Origin of the sequence: Spirillospora sp. CA-294931 (genome assembly GCF_050946795.1) — a bacterium.
Classification (GTDB): Bacteria; Actinomycetota; Actinomycetes; order Streptosporangiales; family Streptosporangiaceae; genus Spirillospora.
Genome location: NZ_CP192006.1, coordinates 5,979,106 through 5,998,658, shown reverse-complemented (window position 1 = coordinate 5,998,658; position 19,553 = coordinate 5,979,106). Strand labels below are relative to the sequence as shown.

At 73.0% G+C, this 19,553-nt stretch carries 2 protein-coding genes (both only partly in view); both read left to right on the top strand.

What is annotated here, in order from left to right:
- A protein-coding gene (locus tag ACQPY4_RS26945) for a non-ribosomal peptide synthase/polyketide synthase (RefSeq protein ID WP_433325335.1) crosses the window boundary here: on the top strand, window positions 1–13,299 show its 3' portion. Its footprint begins 5,622 nt before the window's first position; 13,299 of the gene's 18,921 nt are visible here — the last part of the coding sequence; its start codon lies beyond the left edge, outside the window; its stop codon occupies window positions 13,297–13,299.
- Window positions 13,296–19,553, top strand: the beginning of a protein-coding gene (locus ACQPY4_RS26940; protein ID WP_433325333.1) for a non-ribosomal peptide synthase/polyketide synthase. Its footprint extends 16,392 nt past the window's final position; only the first 6,258 of its 22,650 coding nucleotides appear in the window; the start codon lies at window positions 13,296–13,298; the stop codon falls past the right edge of the window. The genes ACQPY4_RS26945 and ACQPY4_RS26940 overlap by 4 nt, the downstream gene beginning before the upstream one ends.

Below are 19,553 nucleotides of genomic sequence, written 5' to 3'. Positions count from 1 at the left end.
GACGGTCAGCTGGTGTTCGCGGGCCGCGCCGACGAGCAGGTGAAGATCCGGGGTCAGCGGATCGAGCCGGGGGAGATCGAGAGCGTCCTGGCCGGTCATCCCGAGGTCGCGCACGCCGCGGTCGTCGTCCGCGAGGACGCGTCCGGAGACCGGCGCCTGGTCGCCTACGTCGTCGCCGCCGGCACCACGGGCCTGCGCGAGTTCGCCGCCGAGCGCCTGCCGCAGTACATGGTGCCCTCGGCCTTCGTCGCCATGGACGCGCTGCCGATCACGGTGAACGGCAAGCTCGACCGCGCCGCGCTGCCCGCGCCCGATTACGGGACGGGCGCCCGCACCGGCAGGGCACCGGCGACGGCTGCGGAGGAGACCCTGTGCCGGGCGTTCGCCGAGGTGCTGGGCCTGGAGGCCGTCGGGGTCGACGACGACTTCTTCGAGTCGGGCGGGCATTCGCTGCTGGCGATCCGGCTGCTCAGCAGGGTCCGCGCGCTCCTGGGCGTCGAGGTGCCGGTGCGGACGCTGTTCGAGGCGCCGACGGCGGCGGCCCTGGCGGCGCGGCTCGCCGAGGCGGGCGAGGCGCGCTCGGCCCTGGTGCCGGTGGCGCGTCCGGAGCGGGTGCCGCTGTCGTTCGCGCAGCGGCGGCTCTGGTTCCTGGCGCGGCTGGAGGGGCCGAGCGCGACCTACAACAGCCCGGTCGTGCTGCGGCTGACCGGTGAGCTGGACCGCGCGGCGCTCGAAGCGGCGCTGCGGGACGTCCTGGAGCGGCACGAGGTGCTGCGGACCGTCTTCCCGTCGGCTCAGGGCGAGCCGCACCAGTGGGTGCTTCCGGTGGCGGAGACCGGGTTCGGCCTGCCGGTGCTGGAGGTCGCCGCCGACGATGTGCCGGACGCGGTGGCGGAGGCGTGCCGGTACGCGTTCGATCTGTCGGCCGAGATCCCGTTGCGGGCCTGCCTGTTCGCGGTGGCGCCCGACGAGCACGTGCTCGTGCTCCTGGTGCACCACATCGCCAGCGACGGCTGGTCGTGGGCCCCGCTGGCGCGCGATGTGTCGGTGGCGTACGCCGCGCGGCGCGAGGGCGGCGCCCCGGACTGGACGCCGTTGCCGGTGCAGTACGCCGACTATGCCCTGTGGCAGCGCGAGCTCCTCGGCGACGAGGACGACCCGGGCAGCGTGCTGGCGCGCCAGATGGCGTACTGGCGCGAGACGCTCGCCGGGGCGCCGGTCGAGATGGCGCTGCCGTTCGATCGGCCGCGTCCGGCGGCGGCCTCGCACCGGGGCCACCGGGCGCCGCTGGAGCTCCCGGCCGAGACCCATGCCCGGCTGCTGAAGGTCGCGCGGGATCGCGGGGCCACGCCGTTCATGGTCCTCCAGGCCGCCATGGCGGTCATGCTGAACCGGCTCGGCGCGGGCACCGACCTCCCGATCGGCTCGGCGGTCGCGGGCCGGCTGGACGAGGCGCTGGACGACCTGGTCGGGTTCTTCGTCAACACGCTGGTGATCCGCACGGACCTGTCCGGCGACCCGACGTTCGCCGAGGTCCTGGAGCGCGTCCGCGTCCGGGGTGTCGAGGCGTTCGAGCATCAGGACGTGCCCTTCGAGCGGCTGGTGGAGGACCTGGCCCCGGCCCGTTCGCTGGCGCGGCACCCGCTGTTCCAGGTGACGCTGACCCTCCAGAACAACGCGCGGGCCGCCCTGGACCTGCACGGGCTGCGGGCCGTCGGCATGTCGGCCGACCGGCCCGGCACCGCGGCGGCGAAGTTCGACCTGGACGTCGCCGTCACCGAGCACTTCGACGAGCGGGGCGCACCGGCCGGGCTGCGCGGCGTGGTGGTCGTCGCCGCGGACGTGTTCGACGCCGTGGCCGCCGAGCGCTTCGCGGCCCGGCTGACCCGGGTGCTGGACACGGTGCTGTCCGCGCCGCAGGTCCGGGTGAGCGCCGTCGACGTCTTGGACGAGGCCGAGCGGAACCGGCTGCTGCACGAGTGGAACGACACCTCGGTGGACGTGCCTGGGCTCTCGGCGAGCGGTCTGTTCGAGGCCCAGGCCGCGCGCACTCCGGACGCGGTGGCCGTGGTGCACGGCGACGTCGCGCTGTCCTACGCCGAACTGGACGCGCGGGCCAACCGGCTGGCGCACTGGCTGCTCAGCCAGGGGGCCGGCCCCGAGTCGGTGGTCGGTGTCCGCCTGCCGCGCGGCGTCGACCTGATCGCCGTGATCCTGGGGGTCTGGAAGGCGGGGGCGGCGTACGTCCCGCTGGACCCCGGGTACCCGGCCGAGCGGCTGGAGTTCATGCTGGCCGACAGCGGCGCCCGGCTCGTGGTCGGCCGCGGTGACGCGCCCGCCGGAGCGTCGGCGGCGCGGGCGCTGGACCTGGACGACCCGCGGGTGGCCGCCGCCGTCGCGGCCGCACCGGCGGTGGCCCCCGAGGTGCGGGTCGCGACGGCTGGGCTGGCCTACGTGATCTACACCTCGGGCTCGACGGGCCGTCCGAAGGGCGTGGCGGTGTCGCATGCCGGGCTGGCGAGCCTGGTGACCGCCCAGGCCGAGCGGTTCGCGCTGGACGGCACCGGCCGGATGCTGCAGTTCGCGTCGATGAGCTTCGACGCGGCGGTGACCGAGGTGCTGGTGACGCTGTCGCGCGGGGCGCGGCTGGTGCTGGCCGACGCCGGGGAACTGCTGCCGGGCGCCGGGCTGGCCGGAGTCGTGGCGCGGCACGGCGTCACGCACGCCAAGGTGCCGCCCGCGGTCCTGGCGATGCTCGCGCCAGGGGACCTCGCCTCGGTGGAGACGCTGATGTCGGCGGGTGAGGCCCTCGGCGCCGACCTGGTGGCCCGCTGGGCGCCTGGCCGGCGGTTCGTCAATGTCTACGGGCCGACGGAGGCCACCGTCTGCACCACGATGTCCGCCCCGCTGTCTCCGGGCGACGGCGGCGGCATCGGCGGGCCGATCGCCAACACGCGCGTCTTCGTCCTGGACGAGAACCTGCACCCGGCACCCGTCGGCGCGACGGGGGAGTTGTACATCGCGGGCGCCGGGCTCGCCCGGGGATACGTGGGCCGTCCCGGCCTGACCGCCGAGAGGTTCGTGGCGAACCCGTTCGCCGCGGACGGCGCGCGGATGTACCGGACCGGCGACCTGGCCCGATGGACGGCCGACGGCCGCCTGGCGTTCGCGGGACGGGCCGACGAGCAGGTCAAGATCCGCGGCTTCCGGATCGAGCCGGGCGAGGTCCGGGCCGTCCTGGCCGGTCATCCGGGAGTCGCGCAGGCCGCCGTGGTCGTCCGGGAGGACGCTCCGGGCGACCGGCGCCTGGTCGCCTACGCGGCGCCCGCCGATCCCAGCAGTGACGCCCGGGCCCTGGCCGATGATCTGCGCCGCCTGGCCTCCACCCGGCTGCCGCACTACATGGTCCCCGGCGCGGTCGTCGTCATGGAGACCCTGCCGCTCACGGCCAACGGCAAGCTCGACCGCGCCGCCCTGCCCGCCCCGGACCTCGCGGGCGAGGCCGGGCGTGGCCGGGCCCCGGCCGGCGTGGAGGAGGAAATCCTCTGCGGCGCTTTCGCGGACGTGCTCGGGCTGCCCTCGGTCGGGGTGGAGGACGACTTCTTCCGGCTGGGCGGTCATTCGCTGCTGGCGGTGCGGCTGGTGGAGTCGCTGCGCGGGCGCGGCGTGTCGGTGTCGGTGCGGGCGCTGTTCGAGACGCCGACGCCCGCCGGGCTGGCCGCCGCCGCGACGCCCGAGCCGGTCCAGGTCCCCGAGAACCGGATTCCCGCCGACGCCGTTCACCTCACGCCGGAGATGCTGCCGCTGGTCGAGCTGTCGGCCGAGGAGGTCGAGCGGGTCGTCGCGGCGGTGGAGGGCGGCGCCGCCAACATCGCGGACGTCTACCCGCTCGCGCCGTTGCAGGAGGGCATCTTCTTCCACCACCTGCTGCAGGCCGACGCGGACGCCGACGTGTACGTCTCCCCACGCGTCGTCGGGTTCGACTCGCGCGAGCGGCTGGACGCGTTCGTCGCCGCGCTGCGGCGCGTGGTGGAGCGGCACGACGTCTACCGCACGGCGATCGTGTGGGAGGGACTGCGGGAGCCGGTGCAGGTGGTGCTCCGGGGGGCGGTGCTGCCGGTCGAGGAGGTCGTCCTCGGCCCGGACGCCGCGGACCCGGTGGAACGGCTGCTCGCGGCCTGCGGGTCACACATGGATGTGGGCCGCGCCCCGCTGATCGACGTCCATGTCGCGGCCGAGCCGGAGTCCGGCCGGTGGCTCGCGCTGCTGCGGATTCACCATCTGGTTCAGGACCACACGACACAGGACGTGTTGATCGGGGAGCTGGAGGCGATCCTGGCGGGCCGGGAGGACTCGCTCGCCGAACCGTTGCCGTTCCGCGACTTCGTGGCGCAGGCGCGGCTGGGGATCTCACAAGAGGAGCATGAGCGGTACTTCGCGGCCCTGCTGGGCGACGTGGAGGAGACGACCGCTCCCTATGGCCTCCTGGACGTGCGCGGCGACGGCGGTGGAGTCGAGCGCGCGGAGTTGGCCGTCGACGGGGAGATCGGCGACCGGGTGCGGGCGGCGGCGCGGTCGCTGGGTGTGAGTGCGGCGACGGTGTTCCATCTGGCGTGGGCGCGGGTGTTGTCGACGTTGAGCGGTCGCGATGACGTGGTGTTCGGGACGGTGTTGTTCGGCCGGATGAACGCCGGTGCGGGTGCCGACCGGGTGCCGGGGTTGTTCATCAACACGCTGCCGGTCCGGGTGCGTTCGGGGCGGAAGGGCGTGGGCGAGGCGCTCTTCGATGTGCGGGACCAGTTGGCGGAACTGCTGGTGCACGAGCACGCGCCGTTGGCGCTCGCGCAGCAGGCCAGTGGTGTCGCGGGCGGCAGCCCGCTGTTCACCTCCATCCTCAACTACCGGCACAGCCGACGCCCGGAGACCGGAACGGACCGAGCGAACGGCACCGGCCTCCAAGGCATCAAGACGATGTTCACCCGGGAAGCCACCAACTACCCCGTGGCCGTGTCGGTGGAAGACCTGGGCACCCGGTTCGGGCTGACCGTGGACGCGGTGGGCTCGGTCGACGGCGCCGCGCTGTGCCGGTTGCTGCACACCTGTCTCGGCAGCCTGGTCACGGCGTTGGAAGAGGAGCCGCAAGGCCGCCTCTCCCAGGTCGGAATCCTCGACAAGGTCGAGCGCGACCTGCTCGTCCAACGGCGGGACGAATCCGCGGCCGAAACCCTCCGGACAACCCTGCCGGAGTTGTTCGAGGCTCAGGTGGCGCGGACTCCCGATGCGGTGGCCGTGGTGACCGATGACGCCGCGCTTTCGTTCGCGGAGTTGAACGCGCGGGCGAATCGGTTGGCGCGTCTGCTGGTGACCAAGGGCGTGAAGCCGGGCCAGGTTGTGGGTGTGGCGCTGCCGCGCTCGGCCGATCTGGTGGTCGCTCTGCTGGGTGTGTTGAAGGCGGGTGCGGCGTATCTGCCGCTGGATGGTGACCTGCCCGCTGACCGGGTGGCGTTCATCCTGGACGACGCGACCCCGGCCCTGCTGATCACCGACACAGAAGCGTCCGAATTCTCGGGCGATGATCTGGCCGATGTGCGGCTGTCGCCGGATGATGCGGCGTATGTGATTTATACGTCGGGGTCGACGGGTCGTCCGAAGGGTGTGGTGGTTCCGCATTCGGGGATCGTGAATCGGCTGGCGGGCATGCAGACGCAATTCGGTCTGGGCGTCGATGATCGTGTGTTGCAGAAGACGCCGTTTGGTTTCGATGTGTCGGTGTGGGAGTTTTTCTGGCCGCTGTCGCAGGGCGCGACCCTGGTGATGGCCAGGCCGGACGGTCACCGCGATCCGCTGTATGTGGCGGAGGCGATCCAGCGGCAGGAGATCTCCACGGTGCATTTCGTGCCGTCGATGCTGGAGGCGTTCCTGGCCGAACCGGCCGCCGCCGACTGCACGAGCCTGGAGCGGGTGATCTGCTCGGGCGAGGCGTTGCCCGCTTCTGCGGTGGCGCGGTTCTTCGAGCTGTTCGAAGATGTCGAGCTGCACAACCTGTACGGGCCGACCGAGGCGTCGATCGACGTGACGGCCTGGAAGTGCTCGCCCGGGGACGTGTCTGTCCCGATCGGGCAGGCGGTTCCCAACACGCGCACGTTCGTTCTCGACGCGGCTCTGGAGCCGGTGCCGGTGGGCGTGGCCGGTGAGTTGTACTTGGCGGGTGTGCAGGTGGCCCGGGGCTATCTGGGCCGTCCGGGTTTGACCGGTGAGCGGTTCGTCGCCTGTCCGTTCGGCACACCTGGCGAGCGGATGTACCGCACGGGTGATGTGGTGCGGTGGCGTGCCGATGGGAACCTTGACTTCCTGGGCCGTGCCGATGACCAGGTCAAGATCCGTGGATTCCGGATCGAGCTGGGCGAGATCGAGGCCGTCCTGGCCTCCCAGGTTGCGCAGGTCGCGGTCGTGGTCCGCGAGGACGTCCCAGGAGACAAGCGCCTGGTCGCCTACGTCGTCGGCGCGGACACCACGGGTCTGCGGGAGTTCGCCGCCGAGCGGCTGCCGCACTACATGGTCCCGTCCGCGATCGTTGCGCTGGACGCCCTGCCGCTCAACGCCAACGGCAAGCTCGACCGCAAGGCGCTGCCTGCTCCGGATCACGCCGGTGGAGGCAGGGCCCCGGTGACGTTGCGGGAGGAACTGCTGTGCCAGATCTTCGCTGAGGTGCTTGGGCTGGCCTCGGTCGGGGTGGACGACGACTTCTTTGAGCTGGGTGGCCATTCGCTGCTGGCGATGCGTCTGGTGGGTCGGGCGCGTGCGGTGCTGGATGTGGAGCTACCGCTGCGATCGGTGTTCGAGGCGCCGACGGTGGCGGGCTTGGCCGCTCGCTTGGACGGGGCGGATGTCGCGCGGCCGAGGTTGGAGCCGGTGGTGCGTCCCGAGCGGGTGCCGTTGTCGTTCGCTCAGCGCCGGTTTTGGTTCCTTGGCCAATTGGAGGGCCCGAGCGCGACCTACAACAGCCCGATCGTGGTCCGCCTCTCGGGCGGGCTCGATCACGAGGCCCTGGAGGCCGCGCTGCGGGACGTGCTGGAGCGGCACGAAGTGCTCCGCACGGTCTTCCCGGTGGCCGATGGTGAGCCGTACCAGCGTGTCCTGACCGTGGCGGAGGCCGGGCTCGGTCTGCCGCTGGAGGAGGTGACTTCCGAGGGCTTGCCCGAGGCCGTCGCCAAGGCGAGCGGGTACGCCTTCGACTTCTCCTCCGAGGTGCCGATCAAGGCGTGGCTGTTCGGTGTCGGGGCGGAAGATCATGTTCTGGTGCTGGTGGTGCATCACATCGCCAGCGATGGCTGGTCGATGGGTCCGCTGACTCAGGACGTGTCGGCCGCATACGCGGCGCGTTGTGAGGGCCGTGCGCCGGAGTGGGCGCCGTTGCCGGTGCAGTACGCCGATTATGCGATCTGGCAGCGTGAGTTGCTGGGCGATGGCCCCGACAGCCTTCTGACGCGTCAGGTCGAATACTGGCGCGAGGAGCTGGCGGGCGCGCCGGAGGAACTGGCGCTGCCGTTTGATCGTCGGCGACCGGCGGTGGCCTCGCATCGGGGCCATCAGGTGCCGGTGCGGGTGTCCGCCGACGTGCACGCGCGGTTGGGCGAGGTGGCGCGTGCCGAAGGCGTGACGGTGTTCATGGTGTTGCAGGCGGCGCTCGCGGTGACACTGTCGCGGATGGGCGCCGGGACTGACGTCCCGATCGGTTCGGCAGTGGCGGGCCGCACGGATGAGTCGCTGGACGAGCTGGTGGGCTGTTTCGTCAACACGCTGGTGATCCGCACCGACCTGTCCGGTGACCCGACCTTCACCGAGCTGCTGGGCCGTGTCCGGGAGAAGGGCCTGCGCGCGTACGCGAACCAGGACGTGCCGTTCGAAAGGCTCGTGGAGGAGCTGGCCCCGTCCCGCTCCCTCGGCCGCCAGCCGCTGTTCCAGGTCATCCTGACCATGCAGGACGCCGCGGCGAAGCACGGCGGTACCGGCGGGACGTCCGGCGTGCGGGCGAGCGCGCTGCCGATGGACCGGACGGGAGCCAAGTTCGACCTGTCGGTGCTGGTGGGGGAGCGGTTCGACGCCGACGGCGTTCCCAGTGGCATCGGCGGCGTGGTCGCGGGAGCGGTGGATCTGTTCGAGCGCGAGTCGGTCGAGCGGTTGACCGAAGCTCTGGTCCGCGTGCTGTCCGCGTTGGCGGACGACCCGTCCCGGCGCCTGAGCGCGGTGGACCTCCTCGACCCGGCCGAGCGCCACAGGGTGATGGTCGAGTGGAACGACACCGAGGTCGAGACCGCCCGCACGCCTGTCCCGGAACTGATCACGGCGCGTGATGCGGTGGCCGTGGTGGCGGGCGATGAACGCGTCACGTACGCGGAGCTGGACGCGCGGGCGAACCGGCTGGCGCACTGGCTGCGGAGCCAGGGGATCGGCGCGGAGTCGGTGGTGGGCGTGTGCCTGCCGCGCGGCGTCGAGATGATCGCCGCGATCGTGGGCATCTGGAAGGCGGGCGCGGCCTACGTCCCGGTCGACTCCGAGCAGCCCGCCGACCGGATCGCGTTCGTGGTGAAGGACAGCGGCGCGGTGCTGACGCTGACCACCGAGGAGGTTCTGGAGGATCTTCCGGCGGGCCGTCATCGCTGGGTGGTGCTGGACGACGCCCTGATGACCATGCAGCTCCAGATGCAGCCGGAGTCCGCCCCCGAGCTGGATCTCAAGCTGGACCAGGTCGCCTACGTCATTTACACCTCGGGGTCGACCGGCCGTCCGAAGGGCGTGGCGGTGACCCACGGGGCTCTGGCGAACTACGTGGCGAGTGTGCCCGAGCGTGTGGGCTTCGGCTCGTCGGGTGGGAAGTACGCCGTGTTGCAGGCGCAGGTGACCGACCTGGGCAACACGGTGGTGTTCGCGAGCCTGGTGTCGGGCGGCGAACTCCACGTCCTGGACGAGGAGACCATCACCGACCCGGCCGCCGTACGCGCCTACCTGGCCGACCACGAGATCGACTACGTCAAGGCCGTCCCGTCCCATGTGGCCGCGCTGGGGGCTGTGGCCCCGCGCCGGTCGCTGGTGCTGGGTGGTGAGGCGGCGTCTCCCGAGCTGGTGGCGGAGCTGCTGGCCGGGACCGAGGTGTTCAACCACTACGGCCCGACCGAGACCACCATCGGCGTGGCAACGACCCGGCTCACACTCGGCTCGGACGTGGTGCCGATCGGCTCGCCGGTGGCCAACACCCGCCTCTACGTTCTGGACGACCACCTCCAACCCGTCCCTGTCGGTGTGGCCGGTGAGCTCTACATCGCCGGAGCTCAACTGGCGCGCGGCTATGTCGGACGTCCCGGCCTGACGGCAGAGCGGTTCGTCGCCTGTCCGTTCGGTGGGCGGATGTACCGCACGGGCGACCTGGCCCGGTGGACGAGCGAAGGCCAGCTGGTGTTCGCGGGCCGGGTGGACGACCAGGTCAAGATTCGCGGGTTCCGCGTCGAGCCCGGCGAGATCGAAGCCGTCCTGGCGGCCCACGCACAGGTGGACCAGGTCGCGGTGATCGCTCGCGACGAACGTCTGGTGGCCTACGTCGTCACCGACGACGCCACCGCCCTCCGCGACTACGTGGCGGCGCGGCTGCCCGACCACATGGTCCCCTCGGCCTTCGTCGCCCTGGAAACGCTCCCGCTCGCGTCCAACGGCAAGCTCGACCGCAAGGCCCTGCCCGCACCCGACTACGCGGCGGTCCTTTCCGCCGGGAGCGGCCGTGCTCCGATGAGCGTGGAGGAGGAGATCCTGTGCCAGGCGTTCGCCGAGGTTCTCGGCCTGGACTCCGTGGGGGTCGATGACGACTTCTTCATGCTGGGCGGCCATTCGCTGCTGGCCGTCCGGCTGGTGGAGTCGCTGCGCGGGCGCGGTGTGTCGGTGTCGGTGCGGGCGCTGTTCCAGACGCCGACGCCCGCCGAGCTCGCGACGGAGGCGGGACGCGGTGTGATCGAGGTGCCGCCGAACCGGATACCGGCGGGCGCGACCGAGATCACCCCGGAGATGCTGCCGCTGATCGATCTCTCGCCCGAGCAGGTCGAGCGGGTCGTCGCGGCCGTGGAGGGCGGCGCGCCCAACATCGCCGACGTCTATCCGCTGGCGCCGCTCCAGGAGGGCATCCTCTTCCACCACCTCCTCCAGGCCGACGACGGCATCGACGTGTACGCCTCACCGAGGGTGTTCGAGTTCGACTCGCGGGAGCGGCTGGAGGCGTTCCTCGACGCGTTCCAGCGGGTGATCGACCGGCACGACATCTACCGCACGGCGATCGTGTGGGAGGGCCTGCCCGAACCGGTCCAGGTGGTGACGCGCCGGGCGGACCTCCCGGTCCACCGGCTCGTGCCCGGTACCGATGACACCGATCCGGTGGAGCGGCTGCTCGCGGCCGGGAGGTCGAGGATGGACGTCGGGCGTGCTCCGCTGATCGACGTTCACCTCATGCCCGCACGGGAGTCCGGCCGGTGGCTGGCACTGCTGCGGATCCATCACCTCGTGCTGGACAACACCTCCCACCACGTCCTGCTGAACGAGCTGGACGCGATGCTGTCGGGCCGGGAGGATGCGCTGCCCGAGCCGCTGCCGTTCCGCAACCTGGTGGCGCAGGCCCGCCTGGGAATCTCGCGGGAGGAGCATCGGCGGTACTTCGCCGACCTGCTCGGTGACGTGACGGAGACCACGGCCCCGTACGGCCTGCTGAACGTGCACGGCGACGGCAGCGGTGTGGAGCGGGTGCGCCGGGATGTCGACGCGGAGATCGGTGCACGGATCCGGGAGGTGGCGCGCACTCTCGGCGTGAGCCCGGCCACCCTCTTCCACCTGGCATGGGCGCGGGTGCTCGCGACCGTGAGCGGCCGCGACGACGTCGTGTTCGGGACGGTCCTGTTCGGCCGGATGAACGCCGGGGCCGGGGCCGATCGGGTGCCGGGCCTGTTCATCAACACCCTGCCGGTCCGGGTGCGGACCGGATCGGGTGGCGTGCGCGACGCCGTGAAGGGCATGCGCGGTCAGCTGGCCGACCTGCTCGTCCACGAGCACGCGCCGCTGACCCTGGCGCAGCGGGCCAGCGGGGTTCAGAACGGCGGCCCGCTGTTCACCTCGCTCCTGAACTACCGGCACCGCCACCGTTCGGAGACGCGGCCGGAGCACGAGCGCCCCACCGAGCCCAAGGGCATCAAGACGGTGTTCACCCCGCCCCAGGCAAACACCAACTATCCCGTCACCGTGTCGGTGGACGATCTGGAGACCGGGTTCGGCCTGACCGTGCACACGGTGGAGCCGGTCGACGCGGCGGCCGTGTGCCGCCTGCTGGAGACCTGCCTCGACAACCTGGTGGCCGCGCTGGAGCACGACCAGGACGGCTCGCTGTCGGCGGTCGAGGTCGTCGGCGAGGCCGAGCGGCGCAAGGTACTGGTGGAGTGGAACGACACCGCGGTGGACGTGCCGCCGGTGTCGGTGCCGCAGATGTTCGCGGCGCAGGTGGCCAGGACGCCGGGCGCGGTCGCGGTGGTGGCCGACGGCGTCGCCGTCTCGTACGCGGAGCTGGACGCCCAGGTGGATCGGCTGGCGGGCTATCTGCGGGCCCAGGGCGTGGGAGCCGAATCGGTGGTGGGCGTGTGCCTGCCGCGCGGCAGGGAGATGATCTCCGCGATCCTGGCGGTCTGGCGGGCGGGGGCGGCGTACGCGCCGATCGATCCGGCGCAGCCCACCGACCGGGTCGCGTTCGTGGTCAAGGACAGCGGCGCGGTGCTGACGCTGACCAGCCGGGAGGTGCTGGAGGATCTGCCCGCGGGCCGGCACCGCTGGGTGGCGCTGGACGACGCGCTGACGGCGATGCCGCTCCCGACGGAGCCGGAGTCCGCGGCCGGTCTCGCCCCGGCACCGGAGCACGTGGCGTACGTGATCTACACCTCCGGTTCGACGGGCCGCCCGAAGGGTGTGGCGGTGACTCACGGCGGTCTGGCGAACTATGTGGCCACCGTCCCGGAGAGGGTCGGGTTCGGCGCGTCCGGCGGCCGGTACGCGGTGTTGCAGGCGCAGGTGACCGACCTGGGCAACACGGTGGTGTTCGCGAGCCTGGTCTCGGGCGGTGAGCTGCACGTCCTGGGCGAGGAGACCGTCACCGACGCGGTGGCGGTGCGCGCCTACCTGGCCGAGCACGGCATCGACTACCTCAAGGCCGTCCCCTCGCACGTGGCCGCTCTCGGTGTCATCGCGCCGCGCCGGTCGCTGGTGCTGGGCGGCGAGGCGGCCTCTCCGGAACTGGTGGCCGAGCTGTCGGCCGGGACCGAGGTGTTCAACCACTACGGCCCGACCGAGGCCACGATCGGTGTGGCCACGACCCGGCTCACGTCCGGCTCGGACGTGGTGCCGATCGGCGCGCCGGTGGCCAACACCCGCCTCTACGTCCTCGACGCGCATCTGAGGCCGGTGCCCGTGGGGGTGCCCGGTGAGCTGTACATCGCCGGCGACCAGCTCGCGCGGGGGTACGTGAACCGGCCGGGTCTGACGGCCGAGCGGTTCGTGGCGTCCCCGTACGGCGGTGCCGGTGAGCGGATGTACCGGACCGGCGACCTGGTGTCCTGGACCGCCGAGGGGCTGCTGGTGTTCGCGGGCCGCGCCGACGACCAGGTCAAGATCCGCGGGTTCCGGGTCGAGCCCGGCGAGGTCGAGGCCGCGCTGCTGTCCCATCCGCAGGTCGACCGGGTCGCGGTCGTCGCCCGCGAGGACGTCCCCGGCGACACGCGGCTGGTCGCCTACGTGGTTCCCGCCGCCCACACCGATCTGTCCGAGCGGACCACCGAGATCCGCGAGTACGCCGCGGGGCGGCTGCCCGACCACATGGTGCCCTCGGCCGTCGTGCCCCTGGAGACCCTCCCACTGGCCTCCAACGGCAAGCTCGACCGCAAGGCGCTGCCCGCGCCGGAATACGCGGCCGCGGGCGCCGCACGGGGAGTCGGCCGCGCCCCGTCCGGGCACCGGGAGGAGGTCCTGTGCCGGGCCTTCGCCGAGGTGCTCGGCCTGGAGCTCGTCGGCCCCGACGACGACTTCTTCGAGCTCGGCGGCCATTCGCTGCTGGCCACCAGGCTCGCCAGCGAGGTCCAGGAGGAACTGGGCATGGAGCTGCCCATCCGCTCGGTCTTCGCGACCCCCACACCGGCCGGTCTCGCGGTCTGGCTCGCAGAACACGGAAGAACCCGAAGGGCCAAGCCCATCCTGCGCTCCATGCGCGGGCAGGAGGAATCTCGATGATCCCGCTCTCGTTCGCCCAGCGTCGTCTGTGGTTCCTGGCGCAGCTGGAGGGGCCGGGCACGACGTACAACAGCCCCATCGTCCTCCGCCTCACGGGAACGCTCGACCGGGAGGCGCTGCGGGCCGCGTTCCGGGACGTCCTCGAACGGCACGAGGTGCTGCGCACCGTCTTCCCCGAGCGGGACGGCGAGCCCTGCCAGCGGATCCTCCCGGCCGAGGCGACCGGGTTCGACCTGACCGTCGCCGACGTGACCCCGGGGGAGCGGACGGCGGCCGTCGCCCGCGCGCTGCGGCACACCTTCGACCTGGCCGCCGAGATCCCGTTGAAGGCGTGGCTGTTCGCCGAGGGACGCGACGAGCACGTGCTGGTCGTCCTGGTGCACCACATCGCCTGGGACGGCTGGTCGGCCGGCCCGCTGGCGCGCGACGTGTCGGCGGCGTACGCGGCGCGGTGCGAGGGCAGGGCGCCGGAATGGGAGCCGCTGCCGATCCAGTACGCCGACTACACGCTGTGGCAGCGCGAGGCGCTCGGCGACGAGAACGACCCGGAGAGTCTGCTCTCCGAGCAGGTGGAGTTCTGGCGCCGGACGCTGGCGGGCGTTCCGGAGGAGCTGGCGCTGCCGTTCGACCGGCCACGGCCGACGGCGCCCTCCTACCGAGGGCACCAGGTCGTGGTGGAGATCCCGGCCGGTGTCCACGAGCGGCTGACCGCCCTCGCCCGTGAGCGGCGGATGAGCGTGTTCATGGTGCTCCAGGCCGCGCTCGCGGCGACGCTCGCCCGGCTCGGCGCGGGCACCGACGTCCCGATCGGCGCGGCCGTCGCCGGGCGCACCGACAAGGCGCTGCACGACCTGGTCGGCTTCTTCGTCAACACGCTGGTGATCCGCGGCGACGTCTCGGGCGACCCGACGTTCGCCGAGCTTCTCGGGCGGGTGCGGGAGGCCGGGCTCGACGCGTTCGAGCATCAGGACGTCCCGTTCGAGCGGCTGGTGGAGGAGCTGGCGCCGGTCCGGTCGCTGTCGCGGCACCCGCTGTTCCAGGTGATGCTGACGCTGCAGAACACCGGTCCGGCCGAGCTGAGCCTGCGCGGCCTCAAGGTGTCCGGTGTGCCGGGCGGCGCGCCCTCGGCGAGGTTCGATCTGGACGTCAGCGCCACCGAGCTCGCCGACCGCGCGGGCGCCCCGGCGGGCCTGCGCGCGGTGGTGACGGCCGCGGCCGACCTGTTCGACGAGGGAACGGCCGACCGGATCGCCCAGGCCTGGGCCCGCGTGCTGGCGTCGGTGGCGCACGCTCCGGACACGCGCGTCAGCGAGCTGGAGATCATGGATCCGGCCGACCTGCGCACGCTGCTGGTCGAGTGGAACGACACCGCCGTGCCGGTGCCGCAGGAGTCGGTGGTGCGGCGGTTCGAGGCCCAGGCGGCGCGGACGCCGGACGCGGTGGCGCTCATCGCCGACCGCGCCGAGATGTCCTACGCGGAGCTGGACGCGAGCGCGAACCGCCTCGCCCGCCTGCTGCGGGCCGAGGGAGTCGGCGCCGAGTCCGTCGTCGGCCTGTGCCTGCCCCGTGGAGCCGAGATGGTCGCGGCGATCGTGGGCGTGTGGAAGGCCGGTGCGGCGTACGTGCCGCTGGACCAGGCGCACCCGCCCGAGCGGCTCGGTTTCATGGTGGCCGACAGCGGCGCGCGGATCGTGCTCGGTCGCGGGGAGGCGGCGGCCGGGCTCGGCGGGGTGCGGGTGCTGGACCTGGGCGACCCGCGCGTCCGGGAGCGGCTCGCCGCGCTGCCCGACGCCGCGCCGGGTGTGCCGTTGCTGCCCGCGCAGGCCGCGTACGTGACCTACACTTCGGGTTCGACGGGGCGTCCGAAGGGCGTGGTGTCCACGCACGGCGGCCTGACGAACCTGACGGTGGCGCTGGGCGCGCGCCTCGGGCCCGCGCCCGGTGTGCGGATGCTCCAGTTCGCCTCGTTCAACTTCGACGCCTCGGTCCTGGACGTCGCCGTGGCGCTGCCCGCGGGCGCCACCCTGGTGATCGCCTCGGCGGAGGAGCGCGCCGACACCTCGCTGCTGGTGGAGCTGATCCGGAGCACCGGGATCGAGTCGGCGAGCGTGGTGCCCTCGCTGCTGGCCGTCCTGGACCCGGCCGACCTGGCGGGCGTGGCGCGGATGGTGGTCGGATCGGAACCGATCAGCCGCCGGCTGGTGCGGGCGTGGGCGCGGGACCGCGAGCTGGTGAACGCCTACGGTCCGACCGAGGCGACGGTCATCGTGACCACCGCCCGCGTCGACGGCTCCGAGCCCGCGGTGCCGATGGGCGGACCGGGGCCCAACACCCGTGTGTTCGTTCTCGACGGGACGCTGCGTCCGGTGCCGGTCGGCGTGGCCGGTGAGCTCTACATCGCGGGCGACCAGCTGGGACGGGGGTATGTCGGACGTCCCGGGCTCACGGCCGAGCGGTTCGTCGCGTGCCCGTTCGGCGGCGCGGGTGAGCGGATGTACCGCAGCGGCGACCTGGTCCGCTGGACCGCCGACGGGCACCTGGTGTTCGCGGGCCGCGCCGACGACCAGGCGAAGATCCGCGGGTTCCGGGTCGAGCCCGGCGAGGTGCGGGCGGTCCTGGCGGGGCACCCCCGAGTGGCCCAGGCCGCGGTGGTCGTCCGCGAGGACGTCCCGGGAGACAAGCGCCTGGTCGCCTACATGGTGGGAGACGCGGGGGAGGCGGAGCTGCGGCGGTTCGCCGCCGAACGGCTCCCCGACTACATGGTGCCCTCGGCCTTCGTGTCCCTGGACGCGCTGCCGCTGAACACCAACGACAAGCTGGACCGCGCGGCCCTGCCCGCTCCCGAATACAAGGGGGACGCGGGGCGCGCTCCCGGCTCCGTGCAGGAGGAGATCCTGTGCCAGTTGTTCGCGGACGTCCTCGGCCTGCACTCGGTCGGGGTCGACGACGACTTCTTCCGGCTGGGCGGTCACTCGCTGCTGGCGACGCGTCTGGTGAGCCGGGTGCGCGCGGTGCTGGAGGTGGAGCTCCCGCTGCGCGCGCTGTTCGAGGCGCCGACCGCGGCGCGGCTGGCCGCGCGGCTCGCCGGTGCGGGCACTGCGCGCACGGCGCCGGCCCCGGCCGTCCGTCCGGAGCGGCTCCCGCTCTCGTTCGCGCAGCGGCGCCTGTGGTTCCTGGCGCAGCTGGAGAGGTCGAGCGCCTACAACATCTCGATGGCGCTGCGGCTGACCGGTGACCTGGACGCGCGTGCTCTCGGAACCGCGCTGCGGGACGTGATCGGGCGCCACGAGGTGCTGCGGACGGTGTTCCCCGTATCCGGCGGCGAGCCGTACCAGCGGATCGTGCCCCCCGAGGAACTGGAGTGGGACCTCACGGTCGCCGACGTCACCGCGGCGGACCTTCCGGGCGCGGTGGCCGAGATGAGCGGCCATGTCTTCGACCTGGCGGCCGAGCCGCCGATCAGGGCCGCCCTGTTCGCGCTGGAACCGGACGAGCACGTGCTGGTCCTGGTCGTGCACCACATCGCCGGTGACGGATGGTCGACCGGGCCGCTGGCGCGGGACCTCTCCCTGGCGTACACCGCCCGGAGCGAGGGGCGTGCGCCGGAGTGGGCGCCGCTGCCGGTGCAGTACGCCGACTACGCGCTGTGGCAGCGGAACCTGCTCGGGGCCGACGACGACCCCGAGAGTGTTCTCTCCCGCCAGGTGGCGTACTGGCGTGACGCCCTGGCCGGGGCCCCCGAAGAGCTGGCCCTGCCCTTCGACCGGCCGCGCCCGGCGATGGCCTCGTACCGGGGGCATCGCGTCCCCCTGGAACTGTCCGCCGAGGTGCACGCGCGGCTGCGGGAGGTGGCGCGCGCCGAGGGCGTGACGGTGTTCATGGTGGCGCAGGCGGCGCTCGCGGCGACGCTGTCGCGGCTGGGCGCGGGCACCGACGTCCCGATCGGCTCGGTGGTCGCGGGACGCACGGACGAGGCACTGGACGACCTGGTCGGCTTCTTCGTCAACACGCTGGTGATCCGGGGCGACCTGTCCGGTGACCCGACGTTCGCCGAGCTGCTGGAGCGGGTGCGCGAGGCCGGCCTGGGGGCGTTCGGCCACCAGGACGTGCCCTTCGAACGCCTGGTGGAGGAGCTGGCGCCGGTGCGCTCCCTGTCGCGGCACCCGCTGTTCCAGGTGATGCTGACCGTCCAGAACGCCGGTTCGGCCGAGCTGGGCCTGCGCGGCCTCACGGCGTCCGGCCTGGCCGCGGGCCCGACCGTGGCGAAGTTCGACCTGGAGGTCGGCGCGGCGGAGACCTTCGACGGCGAGGGCGCGCCGGCCGGGATGCGCGGATCGGTGATCGCCGCCGCCGACCTGTTCGACGAGCGGACCGCCGCGCGGATCGCAGCCGCCTGGGTCCGGGTGCTGGCGGCGGTGGCCGATGACCCGTCGCTGCGGGTGAGCGCGGTCGACGTGCTGGACCCGGACGAGCGGCGCACGATGCTGGTGGAGTGGAACGACACCGCCGCCGAGGTGCCGCCGCTGCCGGTTCCGGCGCTGTTCGAGGCGCGGGCGGCGCTGACTCCGGACGCGCCCGCGGTGATCGCCGACGGTGCCGAGGTGTCCTACGCCCGGCTGGACGTGCGGGCGAGCCGGTTGGCCGCGTCGCTGCGGGCCCGGGGCGTCGGGCCCGAGTCGGTGGTCGCGGTCGTGATGGAACGCGGCGCCGGGCTGCTGACCGCCCTGTTGGGCGTGCTGAAGGCGGGCGGCGCGTATCTGGCGCTCGACCCCGCCCAACCGGCCGAGCGGCTGGCGTATGTGCTGCGGGACGCCGGGGTCTCCCTGATGATCACCGATGCGGCCGGGGCGGCGTCCGTCGCGGGGTCGTCCACCCTCGTCCCCGGCGTCGACGCTCTCGACTTCGCGGCGGCGTCCGCGACGGCGGCGGCGCGCCCGGACGGCGCGGGTGAACGTGCCGTGCCCGTGCTGGGCGGGCACCCGGCGTATGTGGTGTACACGTCGGGGTCGACGGGCGTCCCGAAGGGCGTGATGGTCACGCACGCCGGGTTCGCCAACACCGCGGCGGCGGGCCGGGGCCGGTTCGCGACGGGCCCGGGTTCGCGGGTCGCGCAGTTCGCCTCGGCCGGTTTCGACAACTTCTGCCTGGAATGGTCGGTCGCCCTGTCGTCGGGAGCGGCGCTGGTCGTCGTCCCGGACGAGGCCCGGATCGGCGATGACCTGTCCCGATTCATCGTGGACCGCGGGATCACGCACGTGTCGTTGCCGCCCGCGGTGCTGGCCGGTCTGCGGGAGGACTCGATTCCCCCCGACCTGGTCGTGGAGGTCGGCGGCGAGGCGTGCCCACCGGAGCTGGCCGCTCGCTGGTCCCCAGGACGGGTGCTGTTCAACACCTATGGCCCCAGCGAGACGACCGTCGACGCCACGTCCTGGCGGTGCCGTCCCGGGTCGGCGGAGGTGCCGATCGGCACGCCGATCGGCAACGCGCGCGCCTATGTGCTGGACGCCCGCCTCCAACCGGTTCCCCCCGGGGTGATCGGGGAGCTCTATGTGGCCGGCGCGGGGCTGGCGCGCGGGTACCTCACGCGTCCGGCCCTGACGGGCGAGCGGTTCGTGGCCGACCCGTATGGTTCCGGCGAGCGGATGTACCGGACCGGCGACCTGGTCCGCTGGACCGCCGACGGTGATCTGGTCTTCGCGGGACGCACCGACGACCAGGTGCAGATCCGCGGGTTCAGGATCGAGACGGGCGAGATCGAGGCGGTGCTGGCCGCCGATCCGCGGGTCGCGCAGGTCGCGGTGATCGCCCGGGTCGACGCGGGCGACGATCCGCGTCTTGTGGCCTATGCCGTCCCGGCCGACCCAGGCCAGGCCACCGGCGCCGCGCTGCCTGACGCCCTGCGCGCGACAGCCGCGGAGCGGCTGCCGTACTACATGGTGCCGTCGGCCGTGGTCGTCCTGGACGCCCTGCCGCTGAACGCCAACGGCAAGATCGACCGTGCGGCGCTGCCCGCGCCTGACCGCGCGGCGGGCACCGGTTCCGGCCGGGCCCCGGCGGGCGTCCGGGAGGAGATCCTCTGCCGCGCGTTCGCCGAGGTTCTCGGCCTGGACGGCGTGGGGGTCGACGACGACTTCTTCGCGCTGGGCGGGCACTCCCTGCTGGCGGTGCGGCTGGTGGAGTCACTGCGCGAGCGCGGCGTGCCGGTGTCGGTGCGGGCGCTGTTCCAGACGCCGACCCCCGCGGGCCTGGCCGGG